General features: G+C 66.2%; 23 protein-coding genes and 1 pseudogene. 14 read left to right on the top strand and 10 right to left on the bottom strand.

The features are described 5' to 3' along the window. Nucleotides 1-7 precede the first annotated feature (7 nt). The 8 genes and pseudogenes from M2395_RS09460 (at nucleotide 8) to M2395_RS31780 (ending at nucleotide 7438) form a co-directional block, all read left to right on the top strand. Complete coding sequence (locus tag M2395_RS09460) at nucleotides 8-637, top strand: hypothetical protein (protein WP_103291292.1); 630 nt, start codon at nucleotides 8-10, stop codon at nucleotides 635-637. Nucleotides 638-652: 15 nt separating this feature from the next. Beyond that, complete coding sequence (locus M2395_RS09455; protein ID WP_011060605.1) at nucleotides 653-1441, top strand: nucleotidyltransferase domain-containing protein; 789 nt, start codon at nucleotides 653-655, stop codon at nucleotides 1439-1441. An 8-nt stretch (nucleotides 1442-1449) separates the two neighbouring features. Then, on the top strand, nucleotides 1450-2478 hold the full coding sequence (gene rtcA / locus M2395_RS09450; RefSeq protein ID WP_123430406.1) for an RNA 3'-terminal phosphate cyclase: 1029 nt from the start codon (nucleotides 1450-1452) through the stop codon (nucleotides 2476-2478). Nucleotides 2479-2517: 39 nt separating this feature from the next. Then, nucleotides 2518-3156 (top strand): glutathione S-transferase family protein, encoded by a 639-nt coding sequence (locus tag M2395_RS09445; protein WP_123430407.1) that lies wholly within the window; start codon nucleotides 2518-2520, stop codon nucleotides 3154-3156. 442 nt (nucleotides 3157-3598) lie between these two features. Continuing rightward, nucleotides 3599-4720 (top strand): site-2 protease family protein, encoded by a 1122-nt coding sequence (locus tag M2395_RS09440; protein WP_019093713.1) that lies wholly within the window; start codon nucleotides 3599-3601, stop codon nucleotides 4718-4720. A gap of 166 nt (nucleotides 4721-4886) precedes the next feature. Next, nucleotides 4887-5180 (top strand): DUF3144 domain-containing protein, encoded by a 294-nt coding sequence (locus M2395_RS09435; protein ID WP_011060609.1) that lies wholly within the window; start codon nucleotides 4887-4889, stop codon nucleotides 5178-5180. A gap of 218 nt (nucleotides 5181-5398) precedes the next feature. Then, a pseudogene (locus tag M2395_RS31785) lies at nucleotides 5399-6316 on the top strand (cache domain-containing protein); the annotation flags it as partial. Then, nucleotides 6302-7438: a methyl-accepting chemotaxis protein gene (locus M2395_RS31780; protein WP_405046090.1), complete on the top strand. Its 1137-nt coding sequence runs from the start codon at nucleotides 6302-6304 to the stop codon at nucleotides 7436-7438. The pseudogene M2395_RS31785 and the gene M2395_RS31780, both read left to right, overlap by 15 nt. Nucleotides 7439-7510: 72 nt before the next feature. On the opposite strand, the gene M2395_RS09425 is transcribed toward M2395_RS31780, so the two are convergent. Both M2395_RS09425 and M2395_RS09420 read right to left on the bottom strand, forming a co-directional pair. Then, nucleotides 7511-7960, bottom strand: coding sequence for a hypothetical protein (locus M2395_RS09425; RefSeq protein ID WP_015635096.1), 450 nt, complete (start codon nucleotides 7958-7960; stop codon nucleotides 7511-7513). Nucleotides 7961-7987: 27 nt separating this feature from the next. Continuing rightward, a complete protein-coding gene (locus tag M2395_RS09420) occupies nucleotides 7988-8905 on the bottom strand; it encodes a LysR family transcriptional regulator (RefSeq protein ID WP_123430408.1) in 918 nt (305 codons plus the stop codon). Between the two features lie 127 nt (nucleotides 8906-9032). Here M2395_RS09420 and M2395_RS09415 point away from each other — a divergent pair, with 127 nt between their 5' ends. Then, the gene (locus M2395_RS09415; protein WP_123430409.1) at nucleotides 9033-10478 is read left to right on the top strand and encodes an MFS transporter; all 1446 of its coding nucleotides are present in this window, start codon (nucleotides 9033-9035) and stop codon (nucleotides 10476-10478) included. A 36-nt stretch (nucleotides 10479-10514) separates the two neighbouring features. Further along, entirely contained in the window at nucleotides 10515-12245 is a 1731-nt protein-coding gene (locus M2395_RS09410; protein WP_233447060.1) for an alkaline phosphatase D family protein, read from the top strand. 26 nt (nucleotides 12246-12271) lie between these two features. Here M2395_RS09410 and M2395_RS09405 read toward each other — a convergent pair whose 3' ends face one another. Next, a complete protein-coding gene (locus tag M2395_RS09405; protein WP_123430410.1) occupies nucleotides 12272-12925 on the bottom strand; it encodes a hypothetical protein in 654 nt (217 codons plus the stop codon). Nucleotides 12926-13112: 187 nt separating this feature from the next. Further along, complete coding sequence (gene lysA / locus M2395_RS09400) at nucleotides 13113-14345, bottom strand: diaminopimelate decarboxylase (protein ID WP_123430411.1); 1233 nt, start codon at nucleotides 14343-14345, stop codon at nucleotides 13113-13115. A gap of 129 nt (nucleotides 14346-14474) precedes the next feature. Here lysA and M2395_RS09395 point away from each other — a divergent pair, with 129 nt between their 5' ends. Both M2395_RS09395 and M2395_RS09390 read left to right on the top strand, forming a co-directional pair. Further along, a complete protein-coding gene (locus tag M2395_RS09395; protein WP_015635101.1) occupies nucleotides 14475-15419 on the top strand; it encodes a LysR family transcriptional regulator in 945 nt (314 codons plus the stop codon). A gap of 192 nt (nucleotides 15420-15611) precedes the next feature. After that, entirely contained in the window at nucleotides 15612-15914 is a 303-nt protein-coding gene (locus M2395_RS09390) for a hypothetical protein (protein ID WP_015635102.1), read from the top strand. 180 nt (nucleotides 15915-16094) lie between these two features. On the opposite strand, the gene M2395_RS09385 is transcribed toward M2395_RS09390, so the two are convergent. Genes M2395_RS09385 through M2395_RS09375 form a run of 3 tightly spaced genes read right to left on the bottom strand, consistent with a single transcriptional unit; the run spans nucleotide 16095 to nucleotide 18679 of the window. Then, on the bottom strand, nucleotides 16095-17273 hold the full coding sequence (locus M2395_RS09385) for an acetyl-CoA C-acetyltransferase (protein ID WP_123472542.1): 1179 nt from the start codon (nucleotides 17271-17273) through the stop codon (nucleotides 16095-16097). 11 nt (nucleotides 17274-17284) lie between these two features. Beyond that, nucleotides 17285-17944 carry a CoA transferase subunit B gene (locus tag M2395_RS09380; protein WP_011060620.1) on the bottom strand — a complete coding sequence of 220 codons (660 nt, stop codon included), beginning with the start codon at nucleotides 17942-17944 and terminating at the stop codon, nucleotides 17285-17287. A 36-nt stretch (nucleotides 17945-17980) separates the two neighbouring features. Then, nucleotides 17981-18679, bottom strand: a complete 699-nt coding sequence (locus tag M2395_RS09375) for a CoA transferase subunit A (RefSeq protein ID WP_011060621.1) — start codon at nucleotides 18677-18679, stop codon at nucleotides 17981-17983. 152 nt (nucleotides 18680-18831) lie between these two features. Between M2395_RS09375 and M2395_RS09370 the strand changes: the two genes are divergently transcribed. After that, complete coding sequence (locus M2395_RS09370; RefSeq protein ID WP_015635104.1) at nucleotides 18832-19734, top strand: LysR family transcriptional regulator; 903 nt, start codon at nucleotides 18832-18834, stop codon at nucleotides 19732-19734. A 3-nt stretch (nucleotides 19735-19737) separates the two neighbouring features. On the opposite strand, the gene M2395_RS09365 is transcribed toward M2395_RS09370, so the two are convergent. After that, the gene (locus tag M2395_RS09365) at nucleotides 19738-20580 is read right to left on the bottom strand and encodes an NAD-dependent protein deacetylase (protein WP_123431036.1); all 843 of its coding nucleotides are present in this window, start codon (nucleotides 20578-20580) and stop codon (nucleotides 19738-19740) included. Between the two features lie 83 nt (nucleotides 20581-20663). Then, the gene (locus M2395_RS09360) at nucleotides 20664-21629 is read right to left on the bottom strand and encodes an AraC family transcriptional regulator (RefSeq protein WP_123431035.1); all 966 of its coding nucleotides are present in this window, start codon (nucleotides 21627-21629) and stop codon (nucleotides 20664-20666) included. A gap of 159 nt (nucleotides 21630-21788) precedes the next feature. Here M2395_RS09360 and M2395_RS09355 point away from each other — a divergent pair, with 159 nt between their 5' ends. Then, nucleotides 21789-23000 (top strand): CynX/NimT family MFS transporter, encoded by a 1212-nt coding sequence (locus tag M2395_RS09355; RefSeq protein ID WP_123431034.1) that lies wholly within the window; start codon nucleotides 21789-21791, stop codon nucleotides 22998-23000. Here M2395_RS09355 and M2395_RS09350 read toward each other — a convergent pair. After that, the gene (locus tag M2395_RS09350; RefSeq protein ID WP_015635108.1) at nucleotides 22990-24621 is read right to left on the bottom strand and encodes a methyl-accepting chemotaxis protein; all 1632 of its coding nucleotides are present in this window, start codon (nucleotides 24619-24621) and stop codon (nucleotides 22990-22992) included. The genes M2395_RS09355 and M2395_RS09350 overlap by 11 nt on opposite strands. Nucleotides 24622-24747: the final 126 nt, after the last annotated feature.

Below are 24747 nucleotides of genomic sequence, written 5' to 3'. Positions count from 1 at the left end.
AACCGCCATGTTGACCCCGGTTGAAGATGAGCACAGCCAGGCGCTGCGCCAACAGCTGGAAGCGGCGTTTTGCGTGTTCGATTTTGTGCGGCTGGCGGTGGAGCCGGGTGTCGAGGTGAATCAGGCCTTGCATCGCCAGGGCTTGCAGCACCTGTATCAACACCTGATGGCCAGGCGCCGTGAGGCCTGGAAAAAGCTGCGCCAGGACCCGCGCTACGCCGACGTTGGTGAACCGCAGATGCGCTGGGAACCGGAGCGGGCACTGCCTGAGCGGCTCAGCCCGCAGCAGGTCCGGCAACTGGTTTGCGAAGACCCGGAGCAGCAGGACTGGGCCTTGTACCGGGCGTTTTGCCAGCCACCGTACGGGCTGCATTTCCCGGGTGGGGCCGAGCAGGCCCGGCAGGTGTACGGCCAATGGCTGGACCTGCTGGGGCTCGATCTCCAGCAGCAGCCCCAGGTGATCAACTGGGTGGGCGACCTGGAGCTGGATTGTCAGGCCTCGGCCATGGGCCCGCATCTGCTGCCCTGGAGTGAATATTTCGACGAAGGCCTGGAATGGTGGGGCGTCTGGTGCCTGACGGTGTGGAACCCCGAGCGCCGGACCCTGAGTGTGCTGGCCGCCAGCGCCACGGATTGAACAAGGAAAAGGATCATGGAACATCTGGAGCGCCATCCCCTGAGCAGCGCCATGCGCGAACGGGTATTGGCCGAGCTGGCGCGGATCGAGCGCGAGCGCAATGTGCAGGTGCTGTATGCCTGTGAATCCGGCAGTCGGGCCTGGGGCTTTGCCTCCACCGACAGTGATTACGACGTGCGTTTCGTCTATGTGGAAAAGCCCGAATGGTTCATCCAGGTGGATGCCGGGCGCGACGTGATCGAGCGGCCCCTGGACGACGAGCTGGACATCAGCGGCTGGGAACTGCGCAAGACCCTGGGGCTGTTGCGCAAGTCCAACCCGACCCTGCTGGAATGGCTGGATTCGCCCCTGGTGTACCGCAGCGAACCGACCGCCGCCGAGCGCCTGCGCGAGCTGGCCGAGGCGTTCTACAGCCCGCCGGCGGCGCGCAACCATTATCTGTCGATGGCCAGGAAGAACTTTCGCGGTTACCTGCAAGGTGACAGCGTGCGCTTCAAGAAGTACTTCTACGTCCTGCGGCCATTGCTGGCGGTGCGCTGGATCGACCAGGGGCGCGGCCGACCGCCGATGACCTTCGCCGACCTGCTGACCACCGTCGACCATCAGCCACTGCTGGACGAGGTGGCCGAGCTGCTGGTTTTGAAACGCTGCGCCGACGAGTCCGCCTACGGACCGCGACGCCCGGCACTGCACGCCTTTATCGCCGCCGAGCTGGAACGCCCGGTGCCGAAACTGGTGCGTACCCATGAAGACAACGCGTTGCTGGACGCTTACCTGCGGGAAACGGTCCGGCACTACGCCTGAGGAATGTGATGAAACAGGATGTAATCGAACTGGACGGCGCCATCGGCGGCGGCCAGGTACTGCGCAGCGCCCTGAGCCTGTCGATGCTCACCGGCAAGACCCTGCGTATCCATAATATTCGCGCCCGGCGCAGCCGCCCGGGGCTGTTGCGCCAGCACCTGACCGCGGTGCTGGCGGCGGCCCAGGTATGTGGCGCCAGAACCACTGGGGCCGAGCTTGGCTCCCAGGTCCTGAGCTTCGAGCCGGGGCCGATCCGCGGCGGCGACTACCGCTTCGCCATCGGCACCGCCGGCAGTTGCACCCTGGTGCTGCAGACCCTGCTGCCGGCCTTGCTGCGAGCGCCGCAGCCGAGCCGCGTGAGCATCAGCGGCGGCACCCACAACCCCCTGGCGCCGCCGGTGGATTTCCTCCAGCAGGCCTGGCTGCCGCAACTGCGGCGCATGGGCGGGCGGGTGGAACTGCAGCTGCTGCGCCATGGTTTTGTCCCGGCCGGCGGTGGCGAGCTGGAGGCCTTTATCCAGCCTTCGGAGCTGCAACCCTTGCATCTTCAAGAGCGCGGAGCATTGCTCGGCAGTCGAGCCTGGGCCTTGAGCGCGGGCCTGCCCGAGCATGTGGCGGAACGCGAGTTGCGCCGGGTGCACGATCGCCTGCAACTGCCTCGCGAGCAGCTCACCCCGGTGCTGCTGGATGAAGAGTACGGCCCGGGCAATGTGCTGCTGCTGGAGTTCGCCTTCGAGCACCTGACCGAGCTGTTTTGCGGTTTCGGCCAGAACAGCCTGCGGGCGGAGAAGGTCGCCGACGGCGCCATCGATCAGGCCCGGGACTGGCTGGACTCCGGTGCCGCAGTGGCGGAACACCTGGCCGATCAACTGTTGCTGCCCATGGCCCTGGCCGGTGGCGGCAGCTTCACCACGCCGTGCCTGACCGAGCACCTGCAGAGCAATATCCGGGTGATCGAGGCATTCTTGCCGGTGCGGATCGAGGCGCGGCCATTGAGCGAGCAAGTACTGCAGGTGCAATGCCACGCCCTGCCGTGAAAGGGCTAATGGGCCCGGGTCATCAAGTAGGTTGTCGCCATGTATCACCTGTATGGAAGCCAGGGCACCGGCTCGGCCATCGTCGAGATCGCCCTGGAGTACTGCCAGCTGGCCTACCGCCGCATCGAGGCCGCGCCCTGGGAGGACAGCCCCGGGCGCGAGGCCCTGGCACGGCTCAATCCGCTGTTGCAGATTCCCACCCTGCAACTGCCCGATGGCAGCATTCTCACCGAAAGCGCGGCGATCCTGATCCACCTGGGCCTGGAGTTTCCCGACTCCGGGTTGCTGCCTGCGCCAGCGTCGGCCCGGGCCCAGGTGATACGCGGCCTGGTGTACATCGCCGCCAACTGCTATTCGGCCATCGGCATCTTCGACTACCCGGAACGGTGGATCAGCGACCCCGACGAACCGCTCAAGGCCCGGGTGCGCGCCGCCGCGGCCGAGCGCCTGTATCGCAGCTGGGGGCTGTTCGCCGAGCAGTTTGCGTCGCGACCATATTTCGGCGGTGCGGCGCCGGGTGCCCTGGATATCCAGGCGGCAGTGGTGTCGCGCTGGTCCGGTGCGCGAGAGCACCTGCGCGATAGCCATCCCGATTTTCTCGCCCTGCTGCAACGCATCGACCGCGAACCGCGCATCGCCGCGGTCCTGGCCCGCCACTGGCCCCCCGCATCCTCGTAGGAGCTGGCTTGCCAGCGAAAGCGACCGCCAGCCGTATGCAGGGCTCGCGGGCTCCTTCGCCGGCAAGCCGGCTCCTACGGTGGGTTTTGATATTGATGGGAGAGGGGCACTCTGCCCCGCGTCGTAGGAGCTGGCTTGCCAGCGAAAGCGACCGCCAGCCGTATGCAGGGCTCGCGGGCCCCTTCGCCGGCAAGCCGGCTCCTACGGTGGGTTTTGATATTGATGGGAGAGGGGCACTTTGCCCCGCGTCGTAGGAGCTGGCTTGCCAGCGAAAGCATCCGCCAGACATATGCAGGGCTCAAGGGCCCCTTCGCCGGCAAGCCCGCTCCTGCGGTTAGGAGGTGGGGTGATAGAGAGGTGAATCAGCGGTTGAGTTTCCTGGGGCGAAGCTGGCAGTCTGCGCGCCCGGTTCAGTGTCGGTTTTCTCTCAGGGACGTACTCGATGGATGGCAACACCTGGCTCAAGGCCTTGAATACTCTGCTGACGATTGTGCAGCGCCTGGTGCTGCTCAGTGGCTGGTTTATCGCCGCGCTGGTGCTGGGGTTCACCATCAAGTCCGGGTTGCAGCCCTTTCTGGCGATGTTCCTGGCTTCGCTGTTGGGGGTTGTCGCGTTGGTGGTGCATGAGGGCGGGCATTACCTGGGGGCACGCGGGTGCGCGATGCCGGTGTTGCATGTACGGGTGGCCGCCGTGGAGATCCAGGTGCTGCGGCGCGGCTGGCGGGTGCGCTGGGCACCGCAGCTCAAGCGCAATCGCCTGGGCGGCTATGTGATTGCCGCGAGCAATCTGCAACGGCCACTGCGGCAGCAGTGGATGCTGGTGGTCCTGTGCGGGCCGCTGCTGAATCTGCTGGTGGGTGGCGCTTCCCTGGCGCTTGGGCTGTCCTGGCCCGGGGTGCCGGGGGCCATTGCCCTGGCGTTTGCCGTGATCAATCTGGCCATGGGGGTGGGTAACCTGATGCCTGCCTGGCGGGTACTGCCCAGCGACGGCATGCTCCTGCTGGGCTGGTACCGGCATCGCGACGATCAACGTCCGGAGCTGGCCCAGGCACGCCTGTTGGCCCTGACCGTGGCCGGGGTGCCCAGCGCACAATTGCCGGTGGACGATCTTCAGCGCCTGGCCGAAGGCCCCATGCCCGGGCCCCTGGTCGCATTCGGCTGCCGCCTCAATGCCCTGCAGGACCAGGGCGACTGGCCGGCCGCGGTGCAGATGGAGCAGGAACTGGATCAATTGCTGGCGGCCCGGTCGGCGCAACTGAACGGCATGAGTGGCCTGATCGAGTTGTTGAGGGGCGAGTTGGCGTTCTGCCGCGCTTTGCTGCAGCGTGACGCCGCGCCCCTGAACAACACGCCGATGAGCGCCGAAGTGGATTGGAACGCACCCTGGCTGCGACCGCGCTGCCTGGCCTTGCAAGCCATTCTTGAAGGCGACCGGCAGCGGGGCGAGCACCATCTGCAACAGGCGCTGCAAGCGGCCAATAACAGCGTGGTGCTGTCCCAGGGCAAGAGTGAAGCCCTGCTGGCCGAACAGCTGCGAGCCTTGCCGGCGCCCACCCATCTGTAGGCGCTGGCTTGCCAGCGAAAGCGGCTGTCAGCCTGGCGCAAGGCTCATGGGCCCCTTCGCCGGCAGCCCGGCTTGTGCGGCCTGGGGATGAAAGTAGTCGGTGCAGGAGGACAAAACTCTTATACTCCGGCGCTTTATTTTCCCCACTCCCCCAGAGGAACGCCCCGTGGCCAATGACACCGACCAGGATTTCTACAACCGCGCCGACGCCGTTATCGAGCTGGCCAACTCCCATATCGCCGACAGCAGCCGGGGCAAGGCCAGCGCGTCGCTGATGTACGCCAACTCCCGTTTCAGCGCCTGGGTCAGCGCCTGCGGGTGCCGCAATGCCCAGGAGCTGGCGGCGGCCAAGCAGCAGGCGGTGGATTATTTCGTCGAGGAGTTCCGCCTGATGATGGAAGAGAACCTCACGGACTACATCGAGAACTTCGAGCTGTACATGGGCGCCAAGCAGGACTGAAGGCGCCCAGCGCCGCCAGTTGTGTAGCGCTTCTCGTGCCTGGCCCGGGCTGCCCGTAGCCCGGGGTCTTGTTTCGAGGATGGCAGGGCCCCGGCTACCGAGGGCCCTGCCTGAGTCGCCCCCTCTCCAGGTGGACTCCCGCCTGTTGCGCTGACAAAAAAAGTGAACGGCATCACTCTTTGTTCAAGGGAAGCAGGCATCCGGTCGATAAGCTCTGAATGCCTATTGATATGGAGTTCGTCATGGCCTTGCTACCGGTTCGTCTGTCTCATCGTTTGACCCTCGGCAGTGTGTTGCTGTTGCTGTTCACGGCGTTGGCGGTATTTGCCGTGATGACCTTACGGGGGCAGCCCAAAGTGGTGGAGGCAAGCTCGGCACTGATCGAGCAGACCGGCAGCGCCATCGTTCGCCAGCTGGCGTTGCAGTTGGCGGGCATCGAAGGGGTGACCGCGAGCATGGCCCACCTGCTGGAAGGGCTGCCCAAGGAGCAGGCGCTGGTCATGGCTACCCTGCCCAAGGTGATCGACCATGAAGGCGACAAGGCGATCGCCGGGGGCGGCATCTGGCCAGAACCCAATGCCTTCACCCCCGGCGTGGAGCGCCGCAGTTTCTTCTGGGCCCGCAGCGATGCCGGGCCCCTGGCATTCTCAGATGACTACAACGCCGCCGGCAGCGCCGGTTATCACCATGAAGCCTGGTATACCGGCGCCCGCAACAGCGCGCCGGGCCGTTGCCTGTGGTCCGAGGCCTACCAGGACCCGGTGACCCAGGTGCCGATGACCACCTGCAGCGTGCCCTATCGCCAGGACGGCGCCTTTGCCGGGGTCGCCACCATCGACCTGCGCCTGGACGACCTGGCGCGCTTCCTCAAGGAGCAGGGGGCGGTCACCGGTGGCTATGCCTTCGCCCTGGACCAGGCCGGCAACGTGCTGTATTTCCCTGATGCCCAGGCCGGCGGCGGGGGCCAGATGCTCAGCTTCGACGCCCTGAGCAAGCAGCAACCCTGGTTGCTTCCGGTGGCCGAGGCCCTGGCCAAGCCGGCACCGACCGGGCAGGTGCGCAGCCTGGACCTGGACGAGGACGGGCGCTTGCAGGAAGCGGCGCGGGTCAGCTTGTTCAGCATGCCCGGCAGCGGCTGGACCATCGGCCTGGTGACCCCGGAGCAGAAGGTCACCGGCCTGGCCCGGGCCATGACCACCGAGATCTTGCTGTTCCTCCTGCCGTTGCTGGCGCTGCTGCTGTTCTTTGCCTGGCTGGCCGGGCACAAGCTGATTGCCCAGCTGGAAGAAACCACCCGGCAGATCGATGCCCTGGGCAGTGGCCAGGCCAGCGACAACGCCGAGCTGCACGTGGCCCGGGCCGACGAGATCGGCGCCTTGCGCGCCGCGGTGAACCGCTATGCCGGGCAGTTGCGGCAAATGCTGCAGAAGATCGCCAGCGAAGCCCGGCAGTTGCAGAACGAAGCCGCGCGCCTGGGTCAACTCAGCAGCACCCTGGCCCAGCGTGCCGAGCAGCAGCGCCAGGAGAACACCCAGTTGGCCACGGCCATCACCGAGATGTCCTCCAGTGCCCTGGAAGTGGCGCAGAACACCAACAACTGCGCCGACACCGCGCGCCAGTCCCTGGTGGTGGTGCAGGAGGGCCAGCACAAGGTCGATGCCAACAGCCAGTCGATCCAGCAGTTGTCCGCGGAAATGGCCGAGGCGGCGGCAGTGATCCAGCGCCTGGAGCAGGACAGCCAGCAGGTCGGCGCGGTGCTGGATGTGATCAAGGCGATCTCCGAGCAGACCAACCTGCTGGCGCTGAACGCCGCCATCGAAGCGGCCCGGGCCGGGGAGCAGGGCCGGGGCTTTGCCGTGGTGGCGGACGAAGTGCGGACCCTGGCCGGCCGCACCCAGACCTCGGCCAACGAGATCAGCGGCATGATCAACGACTTGCAGCAGGCCTCGCGTCAGGCGGTGCAGGCGATCCAGGCCGGCGAAACACGAACCCGCCAGGCGGTGGGCGAGGCGTCCGGTGCATCGGATGCGCTGTCCAGCACGGTGACCAGCTTCGACGATATTTCCCAGCGGGCGCAGCAGATTGCCGTGGCGGCCCAGCAGCAGAGCCACGTGACCCAGGAGATCAACGAACTGGCGGTGCGCATCCACGGCATCAGCGAGGACAACGCCCGGGACGCCCAGGCCCTGGACAAGGTCAGCGAGGCCATGCAGGCCCTGTCCGGGCGCTTGTCGAACCTCAGCCAGGGCCACCACTGAGGCATTGTCTGCCCGGGCCGTCGGTGGCCCGGGCGGGTTTCAGTCCCCCCGGGCCGCATTCGCCGGCCCGTATCAGATCTGGCTGTACATCATCAGCTTGAAGTTCAGCAACAGCCCCAACGACACCCAGCCGAGCCCCAGCAGGCCATTGATCAACGGCTTGCCGGGAGCCACGCGCGTGGCCAGGAAGCGGGCGATGGCGGCGCCGATCAGCGCGCCGGGAAAGTCGAACAGATAGAACAGCCAGCCCAAGGCGCCTTCCGGGGAACTGATCCACAGGCAGAACAGTTGCAGGTGCGCGGCCAGGGCCAGGGCCACCCCGGTGAACAGCGCCGGCGTGGGCCGGGTGCACAGCAGCAGGCCGAGAATCAGCCCCTGGGGCAGCCAGTAGGCGGCGAAGTTCTCCCAGAAATAATCTATCGGTTGCCAGGCCCGGACGATTGCCAGGGACAGTCCCCAGAGCAACGCGGCGGCAGCGGGCAGGTGATTCAGGGAGAGCAGGCGCAGGGAGCTGGAAGACATGCAGGATCTCGCTAATGAAGTTATGGATCAGCCGGGCTGATGGTCGGGGAGGGCGCTCTGGCTGCACAGCTCATGCACCACCTGGCGCAACCAGCGATGGGCCGGGTCGGCCTCCATGCGCGGGTGCCAGAGCAGGGAGATGGTCATCTCCGGCAGGGGCACCGGGAGGCTGAAACCGTGCAGGCCGTGCCGCAGGTTGCTGGTGTGGCGCTCGGGCACCATGGCGATCAGGTCCGAACCCCGGGCCAGGGCCAGGGCGGCGGAAAAACCGCTGACCAGGGTGACGATCTGCCGTTCCAGGCACAGGGCTTTCAGGGCCTCGTCCATGCGCCCATGAGCATGGCCCTGGTGGGCGGCGAGGATATGTTCGCCAGCCACGTAGGCATCCAGGCTTACCGGCCCCCGGCTCAAGGGGTGGCCGGCGCGGACCACGCCGATAAAGCGATCGCGAAACAGCGCCCGGGTGCGCAACTCGGGGCTGGTGTCGGCGTCGATCACCGCGGTTTCCAGGTCGACGCTGGCATCGCGCAGGGGCTGGCTGTCGCGGTCCAGCTTGGGTACGAAGTGCACCCGCACCCCGGGCGCTTCAGCCCGCAGTCGACTGACCAGCGCCGGGCCGAAATTCTCGACGAAACCATCACGGCTGCGCAGGGTGAAGGTGCGCTGCAGGCGGCCAAGGTCGATCTGCTCGGCCGGGCGCAGGGCGGCCTGGGCGTCTGCCACCAGTTGGCCGATGCGCTGGCGCAGCTCCAGGGCCCGAGGGGTGGGTACCAGGCCGCGCCCGGCGCGCACCAGCAGCGGGTCGCCGGTGGCCTGGCGCAGGCGGGCCAGCGCCCGGCTCATGGCCGAGGGGCTCAGATGCAGGCGCTGGGCAGCCCGCGCCACGCTGCCTTCGGCCAGCAGTACGTCCAGGGTCAGCAGCAGGTTCAGATCGGGAGTCGACATCGGCGCAATGTAGCACGCAGGCAGCTGGCATGGCGTTGAATGCATCAATTAACTGCAAAGGCTGCGCCTTCCGCCTAGTCACGGCTGGCCCTAGGCTGGCGGGCATCACCTTGCCGGAGCCTGTGCGATGCCCATTCCCGAGTCCCAAGCCGCCCCCCAAGCCGCCCCCCAGGAAGCCCTGGCGCCCCGTGCGCGCTGGGCCCTGGCCAGCCTGTCGCTGGCGATGCTGATGCCGTCCCTGGACACCAGCATCGCCAATGCCGCGCTGCCGAGCCTGGCCCAGACCCTTGAGGCGTCGTTCCAGCAGGTGCAATGGATTGTCCTGGCCTACCTGCTGGCCATTACCACCCTGATCGCCAGCGCCGGGCGCCTGGGGGACCAGTGGGGCCGGCGCCGGGCGCTGCTGGCGGGGATAGCCCTGTTCACCTTGGCCTCGCTGTGCTGCGGCCTGGCCCCTGGCCTGGCCTGGCTGCTGGCGGCCCGCACGCTGCAAGGCCTGGGGGCGGCGGTAATGCTGGCCCTGAGCATGGCCCTGGTGGGTGACGCGCTGCCCAAGGCCCGCACCGGGGCCGCGATGGGCTGGCTGGGCAGTATGTCGGCCCTGGGCACCACCCTGGGCCCGGCCCTCGGCGGCCTGATACTGGCCAGCGTCGGCTGGCGCTGGATGTTCCTGGTCAATGTGCCCCTGGGGTTGGTGGCGCTGTTACTGGCCTGGCGTTGCCTGCCGCCGGACCGGCCTGTGGCGTCGGCCAGTGCCTTCGATGTGCCGGGCAGCCTGCTGCTGGCCTTGAGCCTGGGCGCCTATGCCCTGGCCCTGACCCTGGGGCACAACTTGCTGGCGCCGTTGAACCTGGGCCTGCTGGTGGCCAGCGTGGTCGGGGTCGCGCTCTTGGTGCGTGTCGAGCGCCGGGCCGCCGCGCCGCTGTTCCAGCCGGCCCTGCTGCGCCGGCCACAACTGCGCAGCAGCCTGTGGCTGAGCCTGCTGGTGTCGACAGTGATCATGACCACCCTGGTGGTGGGGCCGTTCTACCTGGCCCGAGGGCTGGGGTTGGGGAGCCTGGCAGTGGGCCTGAGCCTGTCCCTGGGGCCGCTGGTGGCGACCCTGTGCGGCGCCCCCGCCGGGCGTCTGGTGGACCGTTATGGTGCCCGGCCGCTGTCCCGGCTCGGCCTGCTGGGGTTGTGTGGCGGCCTGGGCCTGCTGGCGCTGCTGCCCCGGAGCCTGGGGCTGGCAGGCTACCTGCTGCCGCTGGCCCTGGCCACCGCCAGCTACGCGCTGTTCCAGACGGCCAACAACAGCCTGGTGATGCGTGATGTGGCGCCGCAGCAGCGTGGGCTGACGGCGGGGTTGCTGAGCCTGTCGCGCAACCTCGGGCTGATCAGTGGCGCGGCGGCCATGGGCGCACTGTTCGCCTGGGGCTCGGGGCCGCAGGCCGGCGTCGAGGCAGTGTCCCGCGGCATGCACTGGACCTTTGGCGTGGCGGCGCTGCTGATGCTGCTGGCCTTGCTCAGCGTCGGGCGCAACCGGCTGTCCGAGGAGGCCGGCGCGGCTTGTCGGCCGGCTTGCCCCGACTAAGCTTGGCTGGCACACCCCACCAAGGAGCTGGTAACCGTGAGCACACTTCGCACCCCGTCCCTGGGCCCGATCGTCGGGCATACCACCGATACCTCCTGCCGCTTGTGGATTGCCGCCTCGGATGCCCTGGACGAGAAGGGCGTGGCCGAGGACATCCGCACCATCGGAGTCATCGGCGTGGTGGGCGGCAATGGCCGGGTCGCCGCCGAGAACATCTATTACTTTCGCCTGCGTCGCGAGTACCACCGCACCGGCACCTTCAACCTCGGGGTTGACGTCAACCTGTGGCGCAACGAGACCGAGCGCAAGCAGCTCAAGCCGTTCCTGCTGACGCCCGCCACTCACTACCGGGTGCGCATGGCTTCACTCAATGTCGACGACGCCGGCTCCATCGATGACGAGGTGTCAAGCGAATCGGTGGTCCAGCGCCTGCCGGCGGCATCGGCCTGGGCCAGCGACCTGAACCGCCTCGGCGCCGACCGGGTGTATGTGGAGGCCGAATTCACCACCCACGCCCGTGCCGGCGCTGGGGCGGCTTCCCAGCCCTTGAGTTTTCTCCTGGGCTCGTGCCGGTACCCGGGATTGCCGTGGCAACGCCGGGATTCGGATGCGATCTTCGGCCCCATGCTCAGTGCCCATGGCGATACCCGGTTCGCGCTGATGGTGGGGGACCAGATCTATGCCGATCTCTACAACCGTGCGGTGCCCATCGGCCGGGCGGACAGCTACAAGGAATTCGAGGAGCGTTACCACACCGCCTTCGGCTCGCCCTTCATCAGCCGTCTGCTGGCGCACAAACCCACCTACATGATCCTCGACGACCACGAGATCGAGGACAACTGGACGCAGGACCGCATCGACAAGAACGGTAGCAAGCGCACCCTGTTCAACTGGGCGATGGGCGCCTACATGAGCTACCAGTGGAGCCATGGGCCGCGCTTCGAGGACAGCTATGTGCAGAACCGTGCGATGTCCGGCAACGATCAGTACCTCAAGCACCGTTCGGTCAAGCAGCTGTTCTACGACTTTTCCTGTTCCAACTACCCGTTCTTCGTGCTGGATACCCGTACCCAGCGCTTTGTCGATGATGTGCCCGGCGCCCTGCAGGACAACCACCTGCTGGGCCGACCCTCACTGCACCCGGCCGAACCCGGCCAGTTGGATCGCTTGTGCGCCTGGTTGCGGCATATGCAGGAGGACCGGGGCAACACCCCCAAGTTCGTGGTGACGTCCAGCGTCTTTGTACCCAATGGCGTGGATACCGCGGGCGAGGGCCCGCGCTACGAGCGGCGCAAGAACCAGAGCGACTCCTGGTCGGCGTTTCCCAGCACCCGCAGCACCGTGCTGGAAACCATCGCCCTGTACCAGGTGCAGAACGTGGTGTTCCTGTCCGGCGACATTCATTGCTCGAACATTTCCCGGTTGCAGTTCAGTGGCGGAGCCCAGGGCATCAAGGCTCATGCGGTCACCTCGTCAGCCTTCTATTGGCCGTTCCCCTTTGCCGACGGCGACCCTGCCGGCTACGTGCATGACTCGCGCGCCCCCCAGACCCCGGACAGCTTTGCCCTGAAAAATGTCCCGGGCACCATGGACTACCGCACCTGGGCCTTTACCCAGGCCGACAACTTCGCCCGCCTGGACCTGCACCCCGACACCGCCGAAATGCAGGTGCAGTTCTACGGCACCGACGGCGAGCCCCTGGTGACCCGCAAGCAGGACGATAGCGTCAACGACCAGCCGGAGCGGCTGCAACTGATGCCCTGGTAGCGGGGCTGGCCCTGGGCGCACCTGCTCTAGTGGCCTGTCACATGGAGTTGGTGCAGATGGCTCACCCGCCCGAGAAACATCATCTGGCGCATGTACATCGCCACGAGCAGGGCCAGGGCGCTAAAGCCGTTGAACCCGGGATGCTGGGCCATGGACAGCGCCCCACAGGCGCTGAAGCCGATTTCGATCAGGGCCAGGGCGATACAGCCGGTCAACAGGTTCTGGCAGAGGCTGACCTCCGCCATCGCCTTGACCAGGGTCTTGCCGGCGCCGTCATCTGCCTGGATGACTTCATCCAGTTGCCTGGTCACCGCCTTCCACCTGGCGAAGCTGGAGGATGCCGGGGCATCTGCCAGGCCTACCAGTGCCGCCAGGAACCTGCAGCGGTTCAGCGTAGCGATGGATAGCCAGTCCCAGAGCGGGGCGAAGCCGGTGAAGACGATACCGGACACGTAGCTGAGGATGATCAGCACGAACAACAGGGCGCCGCCGAGAATATCGGGGGGTTGCAGCTGTTCGTGGGGGTACTTGAAGGCCAGGACGATCCAGAACGCCATGCCCGGGCAGATCCGCGCAATCAGATCGTAATAGACGCTGGGAATGAGGTTGAGGATCGAGGTGAGCCCGCTGCCGCCCTCGCTCTTGCCAGGCTCTTTCTTGCCCTTGTCTGCTTCGCACATGGCGCTCTCCCTTGCCCAGGAACTCCTGGCTCCTAACTCTTAGTTCAAGGGGGGAGCGTTGTCCACGGAACGGGCTGGACAAGCACTTTCAGTGCTGCCAGGGCAGGGGGGCGCCTCGAACACGCGGTTGGGCGAACACAGGGCCTGGTGCCCTGTGTCCCTTTGCCAGTCAGTACCCAGGGGCGGCTTACAGCCCCAGTTCCAGCGCCAGCAGGTCCGCCAGTGGCTGGCGGCGGCGGATCAGTTTCGGCTGGCCGTTCTCGAACAGCACCTCCGGCAGCAGCGGCCGGCTGTTGTAGTTGGAGGACATGCTGGCGCCATAGGCGCCGGTGTCGTGCAGCACCAGCAGGTCGCCGACCTGGGCCTGGGGCAGGGGGCGCGGGGTCAGGCATTCGTCGTCCTGGGTGAAGATGTCGCCGGACTCGCACAGCGGGCCGCCGACCACGGTCAGCTGTTGCGGGCGCTCCACCGGGTGGCCGGCGGCGTCCAGCAGGCTCATGCCGTGGTAGGCGCCGTACATGGCCGGGCGCATCAGGTCGTTGAACCCGGTGTCCACCAGCACGAAGTGATGCTGGCCGGCGGTCTTCACCACCCGCACTTCGCTGACCAGGCAGCCGGCCTCGGCCACCAGGAAGCGCCCCGGTTCGATCTCCATGCGCACGCCGTGGCCCAGGTAGGCCTCGATCTCCTGGCGCGCCACTTTCCAGGCATTGGCGTAACGCTGCACGTCCACCGGGGTGTCGCCCTCGCGGTAGGGGGTGGACAGGCCGCCGCCGATGGAGAAGGCCTCGAGGTCGTGGTCCAGGGATTTCACCGCCGCCACCATGGCTGCGCCCACCTGTTCCAGGTGGTCGTAGTCGACCCCGGAACCGATGTGCATGTGCAGGCCCACCAGGTGCAGGCCATGCTGGCGGATCACCGCCAGGGCTTCGCTCATCTGGTCGTGCCAGATGCCGTGCTTGCTGTTTTCGCCACCGGTGTTGGTCTTGCGGCTGTGGCCGTGGCCGAAGCCCGGGTTGATCCGCAGCCAGACCCGGTGCCCCGGGGATTTCTCCCCCAGCTGGCGGAGCATGTCGATGGAGCCGGCGTTGACTTCCACTTGCAGTTCCACCACCCGGGCCAGGGTGGCCTCGTCGAACAGGTCGCAGGTGAAGACGATGCCGGCATCCACCGGGCTGAAGCCGGCCAGCAGGGCGCGTTCGATTTCCCCCAGGGACACCGCATCGACCCGTACCCCGGCTTCGCGGATCAGGCGCAGCAGGTGCAGGTTGGACGAGGCCTTCTGGGCGTAGCGCACCACGTCGAACGCCTGCAACTGGGCGATGCGCGCCTGGATGGTGGCGGCGTCATAGCACCACAGTGGAGTGCCGTACTGGCGGGCGGCGGCGACAAGTTGAGCGGGGGAAAATGGAATGGCCATGGCGAATGCAATCTGTGATCAGTGGGAATGGAGGCAGCATGCCCGTTGGTGGCTATTCAAGAAAATATCTATTCTTTGCCAGGATATTCATATTTGATATGGGCTGGTTGATTAAGCGAGTTTCCCGCCATGGACATCTCCCTGCGGCACATCGAAGTGTTCCGCGCCATCATGCAGGCCGGCAGCGTCACCGGCGCCGCGCGCCTGCTGTTTACTTCGCAGCCCACCGTGAGTCGCGAGCTGGCCCGGCTGGAAACGCTTTCCGGCTTGCGCCTGTTCGATCGTGAAGGCGGGCGCCTGCTGCCCACGGCCCAGGCCCTGCTGTTGCTGGAGGAAGTCGAGCGGGCCTATGTGGGGCTGGAGCGGATCAACAGCGTGGCCCAGTCGATCCGCCGCTTCGAGCACGGCCAGTTGAGCCTGAGCTGCCTGCCGCTGTTCTCCCAGACCCTGCTGCCGCCGGTGTGCAAGCAGTTCCAGGCGCAGCACCCGGGCATCGGCCTGAGCATCACCGCCCAGGAATCGCCGCTGTTGGAAGAGGCCCTCAGTGCCCAGCGCCATGACCTGGGCCTGACCGAAAGCGAGCACCTGCCCCGGGGCACCCAGGGCGAACTGCTGTTCTGCGCCGACATGGTCTGCATCCTCGCGGACGACCATCCGCTGCTGGCCAGGCCACGGCTGGCGCTTGCGGATTTTCGCGGCCAGGACTTCATCAACCTCTCGGGCCTGGATATCTACCGCCAGACCCTGGATGAGCATTTTCGCCAGGCCGGGGTGGATCGCCGGATAGTGGTGGAAACCACCAACGCAGCTTCGGTGTGCGCCATGGTGCGCCAGCGGCTCGGGGTGGCGATCATCAACCCCTTGAGTGCCATGGAAGAGGCCGGGCGCGGCCTGGCGATCCGACCGTTGCAGCTGTCGGTGCCCTATCGGGTGATGCTGATCCGCCCGGATTACCGGCCCTCGTCGAGTTTTGTCGAGGGTTTCAGTGAAGCCCTGCGCACCCAGGCCAAGGCACTGCAAGAGCAGGTCGGGCGGATAGTGCAGGGAGGGCAAGGGGTGAATCGCTCAGGCTGATGGGGGCGTGTCCCAATGTTCAGCTTGTTGGTGAAGAGGGTGCGTTGGCGCTTCAGGGAAACATGTCCCTCTCGTATGGCGGCAGACAGTTACCGAGGATAGCCCTGCGGTCGGCTGATCTTGTGGCAAGCCTCAGGTGCAGGCCAGGACCGTAGCGACTCAATCCCCTGACCAGTTCTGGAGTCAAATAAAATGCCTATTGCCATTCACGCACGCAACAACACCGCCGCTGCGCAGCAAGTCGCCATCAGGAATACCGCCCAGGGCAACAACCTGGCCAACGTCAACATACCTGCCCAGGGCAACGTGGTTCTTTATGTCCTGCAAGCGGATGCCAGTGCCGACCTGTATCTGATCTGCAATGCCAATGCTGCCCAGGCTGCCCAGTTGAGCGTCGTCTACCAGGGCCATAGCAGTGTGGTTCAAGACAGCGACTGGGCCCGCCAATGGACAGTCGATGGTGCCGTGGATGGCGTACAGCTGGACCTGGCATAGCGGGAAAAACTCGCTGGCAAAGACCATCCTGCGCACGCCTTCCCCGTAGGAGCCAGCTTGCTGGCGAAAGCGATCATGCGCACGTCTTCCCCGTAGGAGCCAGCTTGCTGGCGAAAGCGCTCTCACGGGCACCTTCGCTGGCAAGCCAGCTCCTACAAGGAGGGCGGTTTTGCGCGGAGGTTAGCGCTCGATCGCCAGGGCCACGCCCTGGCCGCCGCCGATGCACAGGGTCGCCAGGCCCTTTTTGGCATCACGCTTGATCATTTCATGCAGCAGGGTCACCAGCACCCGGCAGCCCGATGCACCAATCGGGTGGCCGATGGCGATCGCACCGCCGTTGACGTTGACCTTGCTGGCGTCCCATTCCAGTTCCTTGGCCACCGACAGCGACTGCGCGGCGAAGGCTTCGTTGGCTTCGATCAGGTCCAGCTGGTCCAGGGTCCAGCCGGCCTTGTCCAGGCAGCGGCGGGTGGCCGAGACCGGGCCGATGCCCATGATCGCCGGGTCGACGCCGGCGTTGGCGTAGGCAGCAATTTTTGCCAGCACCGGCAGGCCCAGGGCCCGGGCCTTGCTGGCGCTCATCAGCATCACCGCGGCAGCGCCGTCGTTCAGCGCCGAGGCGTTGCCGGCGGTGACGCTGCCGTCTTTCTTGAACGCCGGCTTGAGTTTGGCCAGGGCTTCGGCGGTGGTGCTGGGGCGTGGCTGCTCGTCGGTGGCGAAGGTCAGCGGCTCGCCCTTGCGCTGGGGAATCTGGATCGGGGTGATCTCGTCGACAAAGCGCCCGGCCTCGATGGCCGCTGCGGCTTTCTGTTGGGAAGCGGCGGCGAAGGCGTCCTGGGCTTCACGGCTGATGCCGTATTTCTCCACCAGGTTCTCGGCGGTGATGCCCATGTGGTAGTCGTTGAAAGCGTCCCACAGGCCGTCGCTGATCATGGAGTCGACCATCTGGCTGTGGCCCATGCGCAGGCCGGTGCGGGCGCCGGGCAGCACGTAGTTGGACAGGCTCATGTTTTCCTGGCCGCCGGCGATGATCACCTCGGCATCGCCGCAGCGGATGGCCTGGGCGCCCAGGTGCAGGGCCTTGAGGCCGGAGCCGCAGACCTTGTTCAGGGTCATGGCGGGTACCGCGTGGGGCAGGCCGGCCTTGATCGCGGCCTGGCGGGCGGGGTTCTGCCCGGCGCCGGCGGTGAGCACCTGGCCCATGAGCACTTCGTCGACCTGGGCCGGGTCGATGCCGGTCTGGGCCAGCAATTGGCGGATGACCGCGGCGCCCAGGTCAACGGCGGGAATGTTCGCCAGGGAGCCCTGGAAACTGCCCACGGCGGTGCGGGTGGCGGCAACGATTACGACGTCTTGCATGATGGGGCTCCTCAGGCGAACTGCATTTCAGGCACGTGGTCCGGCACGATCAGCTTGCCGGCGGTCTTGCTGACGATTTCCTCGACGCTGACCCCGGGGGCGCGCTCCTTGAGGATGAAGGCGCCGTTCTCGATCTCCAGGTACGCAAGGTCGGTGAGCACGCGCTTGATGCACTGGGCGCCGGTCAGCGGCAGGCTGCAACGGCTGAGCAATTTGGATTCGCCGTCTTTCGAGGCGTGGGTCATGGTGACGATGATGTTCTCGGCACCGGCCACCAGGTCCATGGCGCCGCCCATGCCCTTGACCAGCTTGCCGGGGATCATCCAGGAGGCGATGTTGCCCTGCACGTCCACTTCGAAGGCGCCGAGCACGGTCAGGTCGATATGGCCGCCGCGGATCATCGCGAAGGATTCGGCGGACGAGAAGATCGAGGCGCCGATGCGCGCGGTCACCGTCTGTTTGCCGGCGTTGATCATGTCGGCGTCGACTTCGTCCTCGGTGGGGAAGGCGCCCATGCCCAAGAGGCCGTTTTCCGATTGCAGCATGACTTCCATGCCGTCGGGGATGTAGTTGGCCACCAGGGTCGGGATGCCGATGCCGAGGTTGACGTAGAAGCCGTCCTGCAGTTCGCGGGCGACGCGCTGAGCCATTTGTTCGCGGGTAAGAGCCATGTTTGTTGTCCTTTTAGTCGGGCTGGGGAAGGGCGATCACTTGCGCACGGTGCGCTGTTCGATGCGCTTCTCGAAGGTGCCGCAGATGACCCGGTCGACGTAGATGCCGGGGGTGTGGATCTGCGTCGGGTCCAGCTCGCCCGGTTCGACGATTTCTTCCACTTCGACCACGGTGATCTTGCCGGCGGTGGCCGCCAGGGGGTTGAAGTTCTGTGCGGTGTGGCGGTAGACCACGTTGCCGAAGTGGTCGGCCTTCCAGCCCTTGACGATGGCGAAGTCACCGGTGATGGACTCTTCCATCAGGTAGGTGCGGCCCTTGAATTCGCGGGTCTCCTTGCCGTCGGCCACCGGGGTGCCGACGCCGGTGGCGGTGAAGAAGGCCGGGATCCCGGCGCCGCCGGCGCGCATTTTTTCCGCCAGGGTGCCCTGTGGGGTCAGTACCACTTCGATCTCGCCGCTGAGCAACTGCTTCTCGAACAGGGCGTTTTCACCCACGTAGGAAGCGATCACCTTGCTGATCTGGCGGTCTTCCAGGAGCACGCCCAGGCCGAAACCGTCGACCCCGCAGTTGTTGGACACCACGGTCAGGTCGCGGGTACCGCGGCGCTTGATCTCGGCGATCAGGTTTTCGGGGATACCGCACAGGCCGAAGCCGCCGGCGATCACGGTCATGCCGTCTTGCAGACCTTCCAGGGCTTCCTCGTAGGACGCCACGCGCTTGTCGAAACCTGCCATTTGCACCTTCCTCTTTCTTGTTCGTTGGCGGCTGGCCAGCCGTTTGCGGGCCAGTGTTGCGCCGCGGGATTGATTTGTTAAGTTGATTTTTAAGGTTGATTGATTGGAAAAGCAGCATAATCCAGGGCGGCATACACCCAAGAGAATGGCAGATGACGGTTAAACAGATACGGGCATTTCTGGCCGTGGCCCACAGTTTGAGCTTTGCCCTGGCCTGCGAACGGCTGCACCTGTCGCAGTCGGCCCTGAGCCTGACGATCAAGGCGCTGGAGGAAGGCCTGGGTGGGCGCCTGTTCACGCGCAATACGCGCAATGTGGCCCTGACCCCGGAAGGCGAGGCCCTGCTGCCCCTGGCGCGGCGTCTGATCGCCGACTGGGACAACGCCGAGGACGAACTGCGCCAGCGTTTCACCCTGCAGCGAGGCCGGGTGACCCTGGCGGCGATGCCGTCCTTTGCCGGCAACCTGCTGCCGCCGATCCTCAAGCACTTTCGGGCCCGCTATCCCCAGGTCAACGTCACGGTCAACGACGTGGTCAACGAGCAGGTGCTGGAGATGGTCCGTGATCGCGAGGTGGAGCTGGGGGTGGCGTTCGAGCCCCAGGACAGCACCTCGCTGGTGTTCACCCCGCTGTACATCGACCGCTTTGTCGCCGTGGTGCCCCGGGATTCGCCCCTGGCCCGGCGCAGCGAGATCGACTGGCAGGCGCTGTTGCAGGAGCCCTTCATCACCTTGCAGCGGCCGTCCACGGTGCGGGTGATGCTCGAAGATCACCTGCGGGCACGGGGCGTGCAACTGCCGGTGGAGTTTGAAAGCCACCAGTTGGCGACCGTGGGGCGCATGGTCGCCAGCGGCCTGGGGGTGAGTGCGGTGCCGGCGCTGTGCGCCCAGCAGATGCGCGAGCTGGGCGGGCACTGCCTGACCCTGCACGATCCGGTGGTGGAGCGGGCCATTGGTGTACTGACCAAGCCGGGGGACGAGCTGTCCACCGCGGCCCAGGCGCTGTTCGACATCCTGCGCGAGGAAAACCTCGGCCAGCGCCTGGCGCTACTCTGAGGCTCAACGCAGCAGGCGTTCGGCCAACTGGGGCAGCAACAGGTCACAGGGCTCGCTGAGCTTGAGGTCCAGCAGCTCGTCGGCGCGGGTCCTGCCGAAGTTGATGGCCAGCAGCGGCTTGCCTTGCTCGGCCACGGCGCGGCACAGGCGGAACGCCGAATAGGCCATCAGCGACGAACCCACCACCAGCAGGCCTGCGGCTTCGTGCACGGCGCTCAAGGCCCGGGCCGCGGTGGCCGCGGCCACGTTCTCGCCGAAGAACACCACATCGGGTTTCAATCGCGAGCCATTGCAGTAGGGGCAGTGGGGCACCTGGAAGCGTTCCTCGAAGGCCGGGTCCAGCAGGGTGTCGCCGTCCGGCGCCTGCACCGCGTCAACGCCGGCCAGGTAAGGGTTGTGCGCCTCCAGTTGCTGCTGGATGGCCTCCCGCTGGCTGCGCTGGCCGCAGTCCAGGCACAAGACCCGCTGCAGGCTGCCGTGGAGCTCGATGACCTCCAGGCTGCCGGCCTCGTCGTGCAGGGCATCGACATTCTGAGTGATCACCCCGGCGATCCGGCCTGCGGCCTGCAATTGCGCCAACGCCTGGTGCGCGGCATTCGGTCGGGCCTGGCGAATGCGCGGCCAGCCGAGCATGGCTCGGGCCCAGTAGCGGCGACGGGCGTTGGCCTCGCTGACGAACTCCTGGTACATCATTGGCTGCTTGCCGCGGCGCACGCCTTCGCTGTCGCGATAGTCGGGGATCCCCGACGGGGTGCTGATACCGGCGCCGGTGAGGACCATGAAAGGCTTGTCGTGCATGGCGGTGGCGAGTTGTTCGAACGGAGGGGCAGTAGGGCGGTCGATCATGGGCTGCACTCGTTTCCAGTGGCCAGGGACGCCTACCAGAAATAGACGCAAAGCCCTCGCGGCGCCAGTGTTTTACCCAAGGTTCAGCGCCGGGGGCCGAACACCGACTTGGGTGGCTTGCCATAGAACCGGGTAAAGGCCGCACTGAAATTGCCGGGAAAGCGGTAGCCCACCTGATAGGCCGCCTGGGCCACCTGGCACCCGCCCTCCAGCAGGCGGTGGGCATGACCCATGCGGATTTCCAGGAGCATGCGCTGCGGTGTGGTGTTGTAGTGCTCGCGCAGGCCCTGCTTGAGCTTGAACTCGTTGAGACCCACAGCGGCGCACAGGTAGGCCACGCTCAAGGGCTGGTGCATCTGCTCGAACATCAGGTCGCGCACCCGCTGCAGCCGTTCAAGATCGGCGGCCTTCAGGTGCCGGCCCGGGACGAGAGGGGCGGGTGCCAGGGCCTGCAATTGCAAGGACAGCAGGCTCAGGGCGTGGATATGCAGCTCCAGCGTCGGTGGCTGCTGCAGGCCCAAGGGTTGGGCCAGTGCACTGAGATGGCCGGCACTGGCCCGGGAAGTGGGCCCGCAGGCCAACAGCTGCAAGGCGTCCTGGCCCAGCAACTGGTGAGCCCGGGCGGGGCCCAGGTACTGCTGGAGCAGGGCTTCGCCCACCAGCAGGCGCAGTTGCGCCACCGTTTCATTGGCGCCATAACGGCGTTCGCCTCGGCTGGCCTGGAAGGCGGTGACGGTGGTGTGTCCGGCGCGAAACGCCAGGCTCGAACCCTTGGCATCCAGGTAGCCCGAAGTACCTTGCAGGGCGCAGGTGATCACCAGCAAGCGGCCTGCGTGGCAACTGCTGGCCTCCTCGATCAAGGGGCGATTGGGGTGATAGCGCGAGCGCACCAGGGTCAGGCCCTGAGCCAAGGGCAGGCTCTCGAAATGGCAATCGCCCAGAATCTCGGGCAACTGCTGGCGTGACCCGCCGCCCGGGGCCTGGCTGTGCTCGCGTGGTGCGTGGCACGGCAAGCGATAGGACTGGGAAGAGCCGGGTGCAACGGCCATGTTCGCGCTCCTGCAATGGATGTTCTGCGTTTGCCATGGGAATGGATCCGTTTCCCATATGAACACGCATGATAAGCATTCTCGCTAAAAAGTAAGCTGTTTCCCAAGCAGGGGCGAGCCTCGCAATCTTGCGGTGCCCCACCTGCAAAGGAGTAAGCAATGAACCCGCAGAACTTGAAAACCGCCGGTCCCCGGGGGCTCTGGCTGCGCACGGTGCTGGTGTGTGCCATGGGCCTGCCGATGCTGATCTTCTACGCCATCGGCACCCTCGGGCCCTTGCTGATCGCTGATCTTGGGGTGGCGCCCCACTGGCTGGGCTGGCTGGTGATGAGCGCTTTTGGCCTGGCGGCATTGCTGTCCCTGTGGGCGGGGCCGCTGGTGAACCGGCTCGGCACTCGGCGGGCCCTGGCCTTGCTGTTCTGGGCGACCCTGGCGGGGTATGGCCTGCTGGTCAGCCTGCCGGGATTTGCCGGGGTGCTGCTGGCCCTGGCGATCTGCGGAGTGGCTCAGGCCCTGGCAAACCCGGTGACCAATCTGCTGGTGGCCGAGTGTGTCGAGGCTCGTAGCAAGGCCGCGGTGGTGGGGCTGAAACAGTCTGGGGTGCAGCTGTCCGCGCTGATCGCCGGCCTGTTGCTGCCGCCTCTGGCCGGGTCTCTGGGTTGGCGCGCGGCTCTGGCCTGCCTGCTCCTGCCGACCTTGCTGCTGGCCCTGTGGGGGCCAAAGGTGGCGCCGGGCAGCGCAGCGGGCAAGACCATGAGCTTGAAGATTCCCCGGCCGAATTCACGGCTGACGCTGCTGCTGAGCGTGCAGTTGTGTGTCGGCCTGGTGCTTTCGTCCTTCGTGACCTTTCTTGGGGTATTCGCGGCTCGCCAAGGGATGGCGGTCGGCGAGACCGGAGCCATGGTCGCCGGGTTCGGGGTCATGGGCATCCTGGCCCGGACCTTGTTGACGCCATTGGCGGCACGTATGGCCGAGGAATCCTGGCTGCTGCTGACGTTATTGCTCCTGGCCAGCCTGGCCCTGGCGGTGACCGCCCAGGCCACGGCCCAGGCGCACTGGCCCTTGTGGTTCGGCGCCCTGGGCATGGGCCTCACGGCGGTGGCCACCAATGCCATCGCCATGAGCATGCTGCTGCGCGATCCGGCCTTTGGCGGCCCGGCCGCGGCCTCGGGCCTGCTCTCGGCAGGCTTCTTCGCCGGGTTCGCCCTCGGGCCGGTGCTGTTCGGTGCCGTGCAACAAGGCGCGGCGGGTTTTGCCAACGCCTGGCTGATGCTGATCACGGTCTTGCTGCTGGGGGCGGGGCTGAGCCTGATGCTGGTGCGTGCACGGCGCCTTCAGCCGGGCAGTGCTGACGCCAGCCCTAGAGCCTGAACACGTTCACCTGCTGCTCCAGGTTCTGCGCCAGTTGTTGCAGGGAGCGGGCCGTCTCGGTGGTTTCTTCCACGGCCTGGCTGTTCTGCTGGGACATCTGGGCGATGCGTTCGACGTTGCGCGCCACATCCTGGCTGGCGGCAGTCTGTTCCCGCAGGGCCAGGGAGATCTGGTCCACCACCCGCACCACATTGCCGGACGAGGTGCGGATGTTGACGATGGCCTCGCCGGCCTGCTGGGCCAGTTCGACGCCGCTTTTCACCTGATTGACCCCGACGTCCATGCTGCTCACCGCTTCTCGGGTGCCCAGTTGGATCTTGTCGACCATCTCGGTGATCTCCTGGGTCGAATTGGCCGTGCGCTGGGCCAGCAGGCGCACTTCATCGGCGACCACGGCAAAACCACGGCCCTGCTCGCCGGCCCGGGCAGCTTCGATGGCCGCGTTGAGGGCCAGCAGGTTGGTCTGTTCGGCAATGCCCTTGATCACGCTGACAATGCTGGAGATCTGCTCGGCGTGCTGACCCAGTTCGCCGATCTGAGTGGCCGAAGCCTGCACGGTCTCGGCGATCAGGCGCATGCTGCCCAGGGTGTCCTGGATCACGCTGCCGCCTTCCTCGGACTGGCGCCCGGACTCGCTGGACAGGGCGTGGGCATCCCCGGCGTTGTCTGCCACATGGTTGATGCTCACGGTCAGCTCTTCCACCGTGGCGGCCATGGAGGAGGCCGAGTGGGACTGTTCCTGGGCCGAGGCCGAAAGCTGCAACGAGGCGCTGGAAATGCTCTGGGAGGCGCTGACCAACTGGTCGGCCCCCAGTTTGATCTGACTGATCATGGTCCGCAGGCGCTCCTGCATGGCGGCGAAGGCTTGCAGCAGATTGCTCACCTCATCACGGCCGGTGACGCTGATGCTGCTGTCGAGACGGCCGGCGGCGATGGCCTTGGCCACCTCCACGGCCTGGCGGATACGGCCCACCAGATTGCTGGACAGCGACCAGGCAACGAGCATGGCCAGCACCGCCGCCAGCAAGCCGCCGCCGATCAGGATCGCCAGGGCTGAAGACTTGGCAGCGTCCATGGCCTGGCTGCGGGCGTCCTGCAGGCTTTTTTCCGCTTCGCGCAACTCACTGGTGAGCTGGCGCATGGCGTCCATCTTGGCTTTGTCGCGGCCGGCGCTGATCTGCGCCGCCATGGCTTCGGCAGGCCGGCTTCCGGCATTGATCGCCCGGCGCAGGGCCAGGTTGCCCTGGACGTCGTCTTGCAGCCACTGGTCGTGAAGGGCCTTGAGTCGCTCCAGGCGCGCCTGCTGTTCGGGGTTGTCAGCGGTGCTGCTCTTGATCCGGGCGTAGTAGTCGGTAAAGGCTTTTTCGCCTTGCTCCAGAGGTTCGAGGAAGCTGTCGCGGCCGGTCAGGGCATAACCGCGCATGCCGGTCTCGATATTGATCAGGCTGCGCAAGAGGGCGTCGGACTGGCTGAGTACTTCGTAACTGTGGATGTTGCTTTTGACACTGCTGCTGACCTGATCGAAACCGCGCAGGGCCGCCAGCACCAGCAGCAGGAGGATCAGCAGGACGACGCCGAAACCGGCATAGAGCTTTTGCGAAATGCTCAGATTGGAAAACATAGGAAGGACCGCTCCTAAACCGTTGACTGAATGCTTCACAGGGCTGTGTCTAGATGAGGCAGCGTGATAGCTCAATGATGTTCAAATGACATCAACGGTCCGACTTTTCCTGTACAAAAAAAGTTT

This window comes from Pseudomonas sp. BIGb0176, assembly GCF_024810175.1.
GTDB classification, from domain to species: Bacteria; Pseudomonadota; Gammaproteobacteria; order Pseudomonadales; family Pseudomonadaceae; genus Aquipseudomonas; species Aquipseudomonas protegens.
The sequence above is the reverse complement of the archived record's forward strand: the minus strand, read 5'-3'. Positions and strand labels throughout refer to the sequence as shown.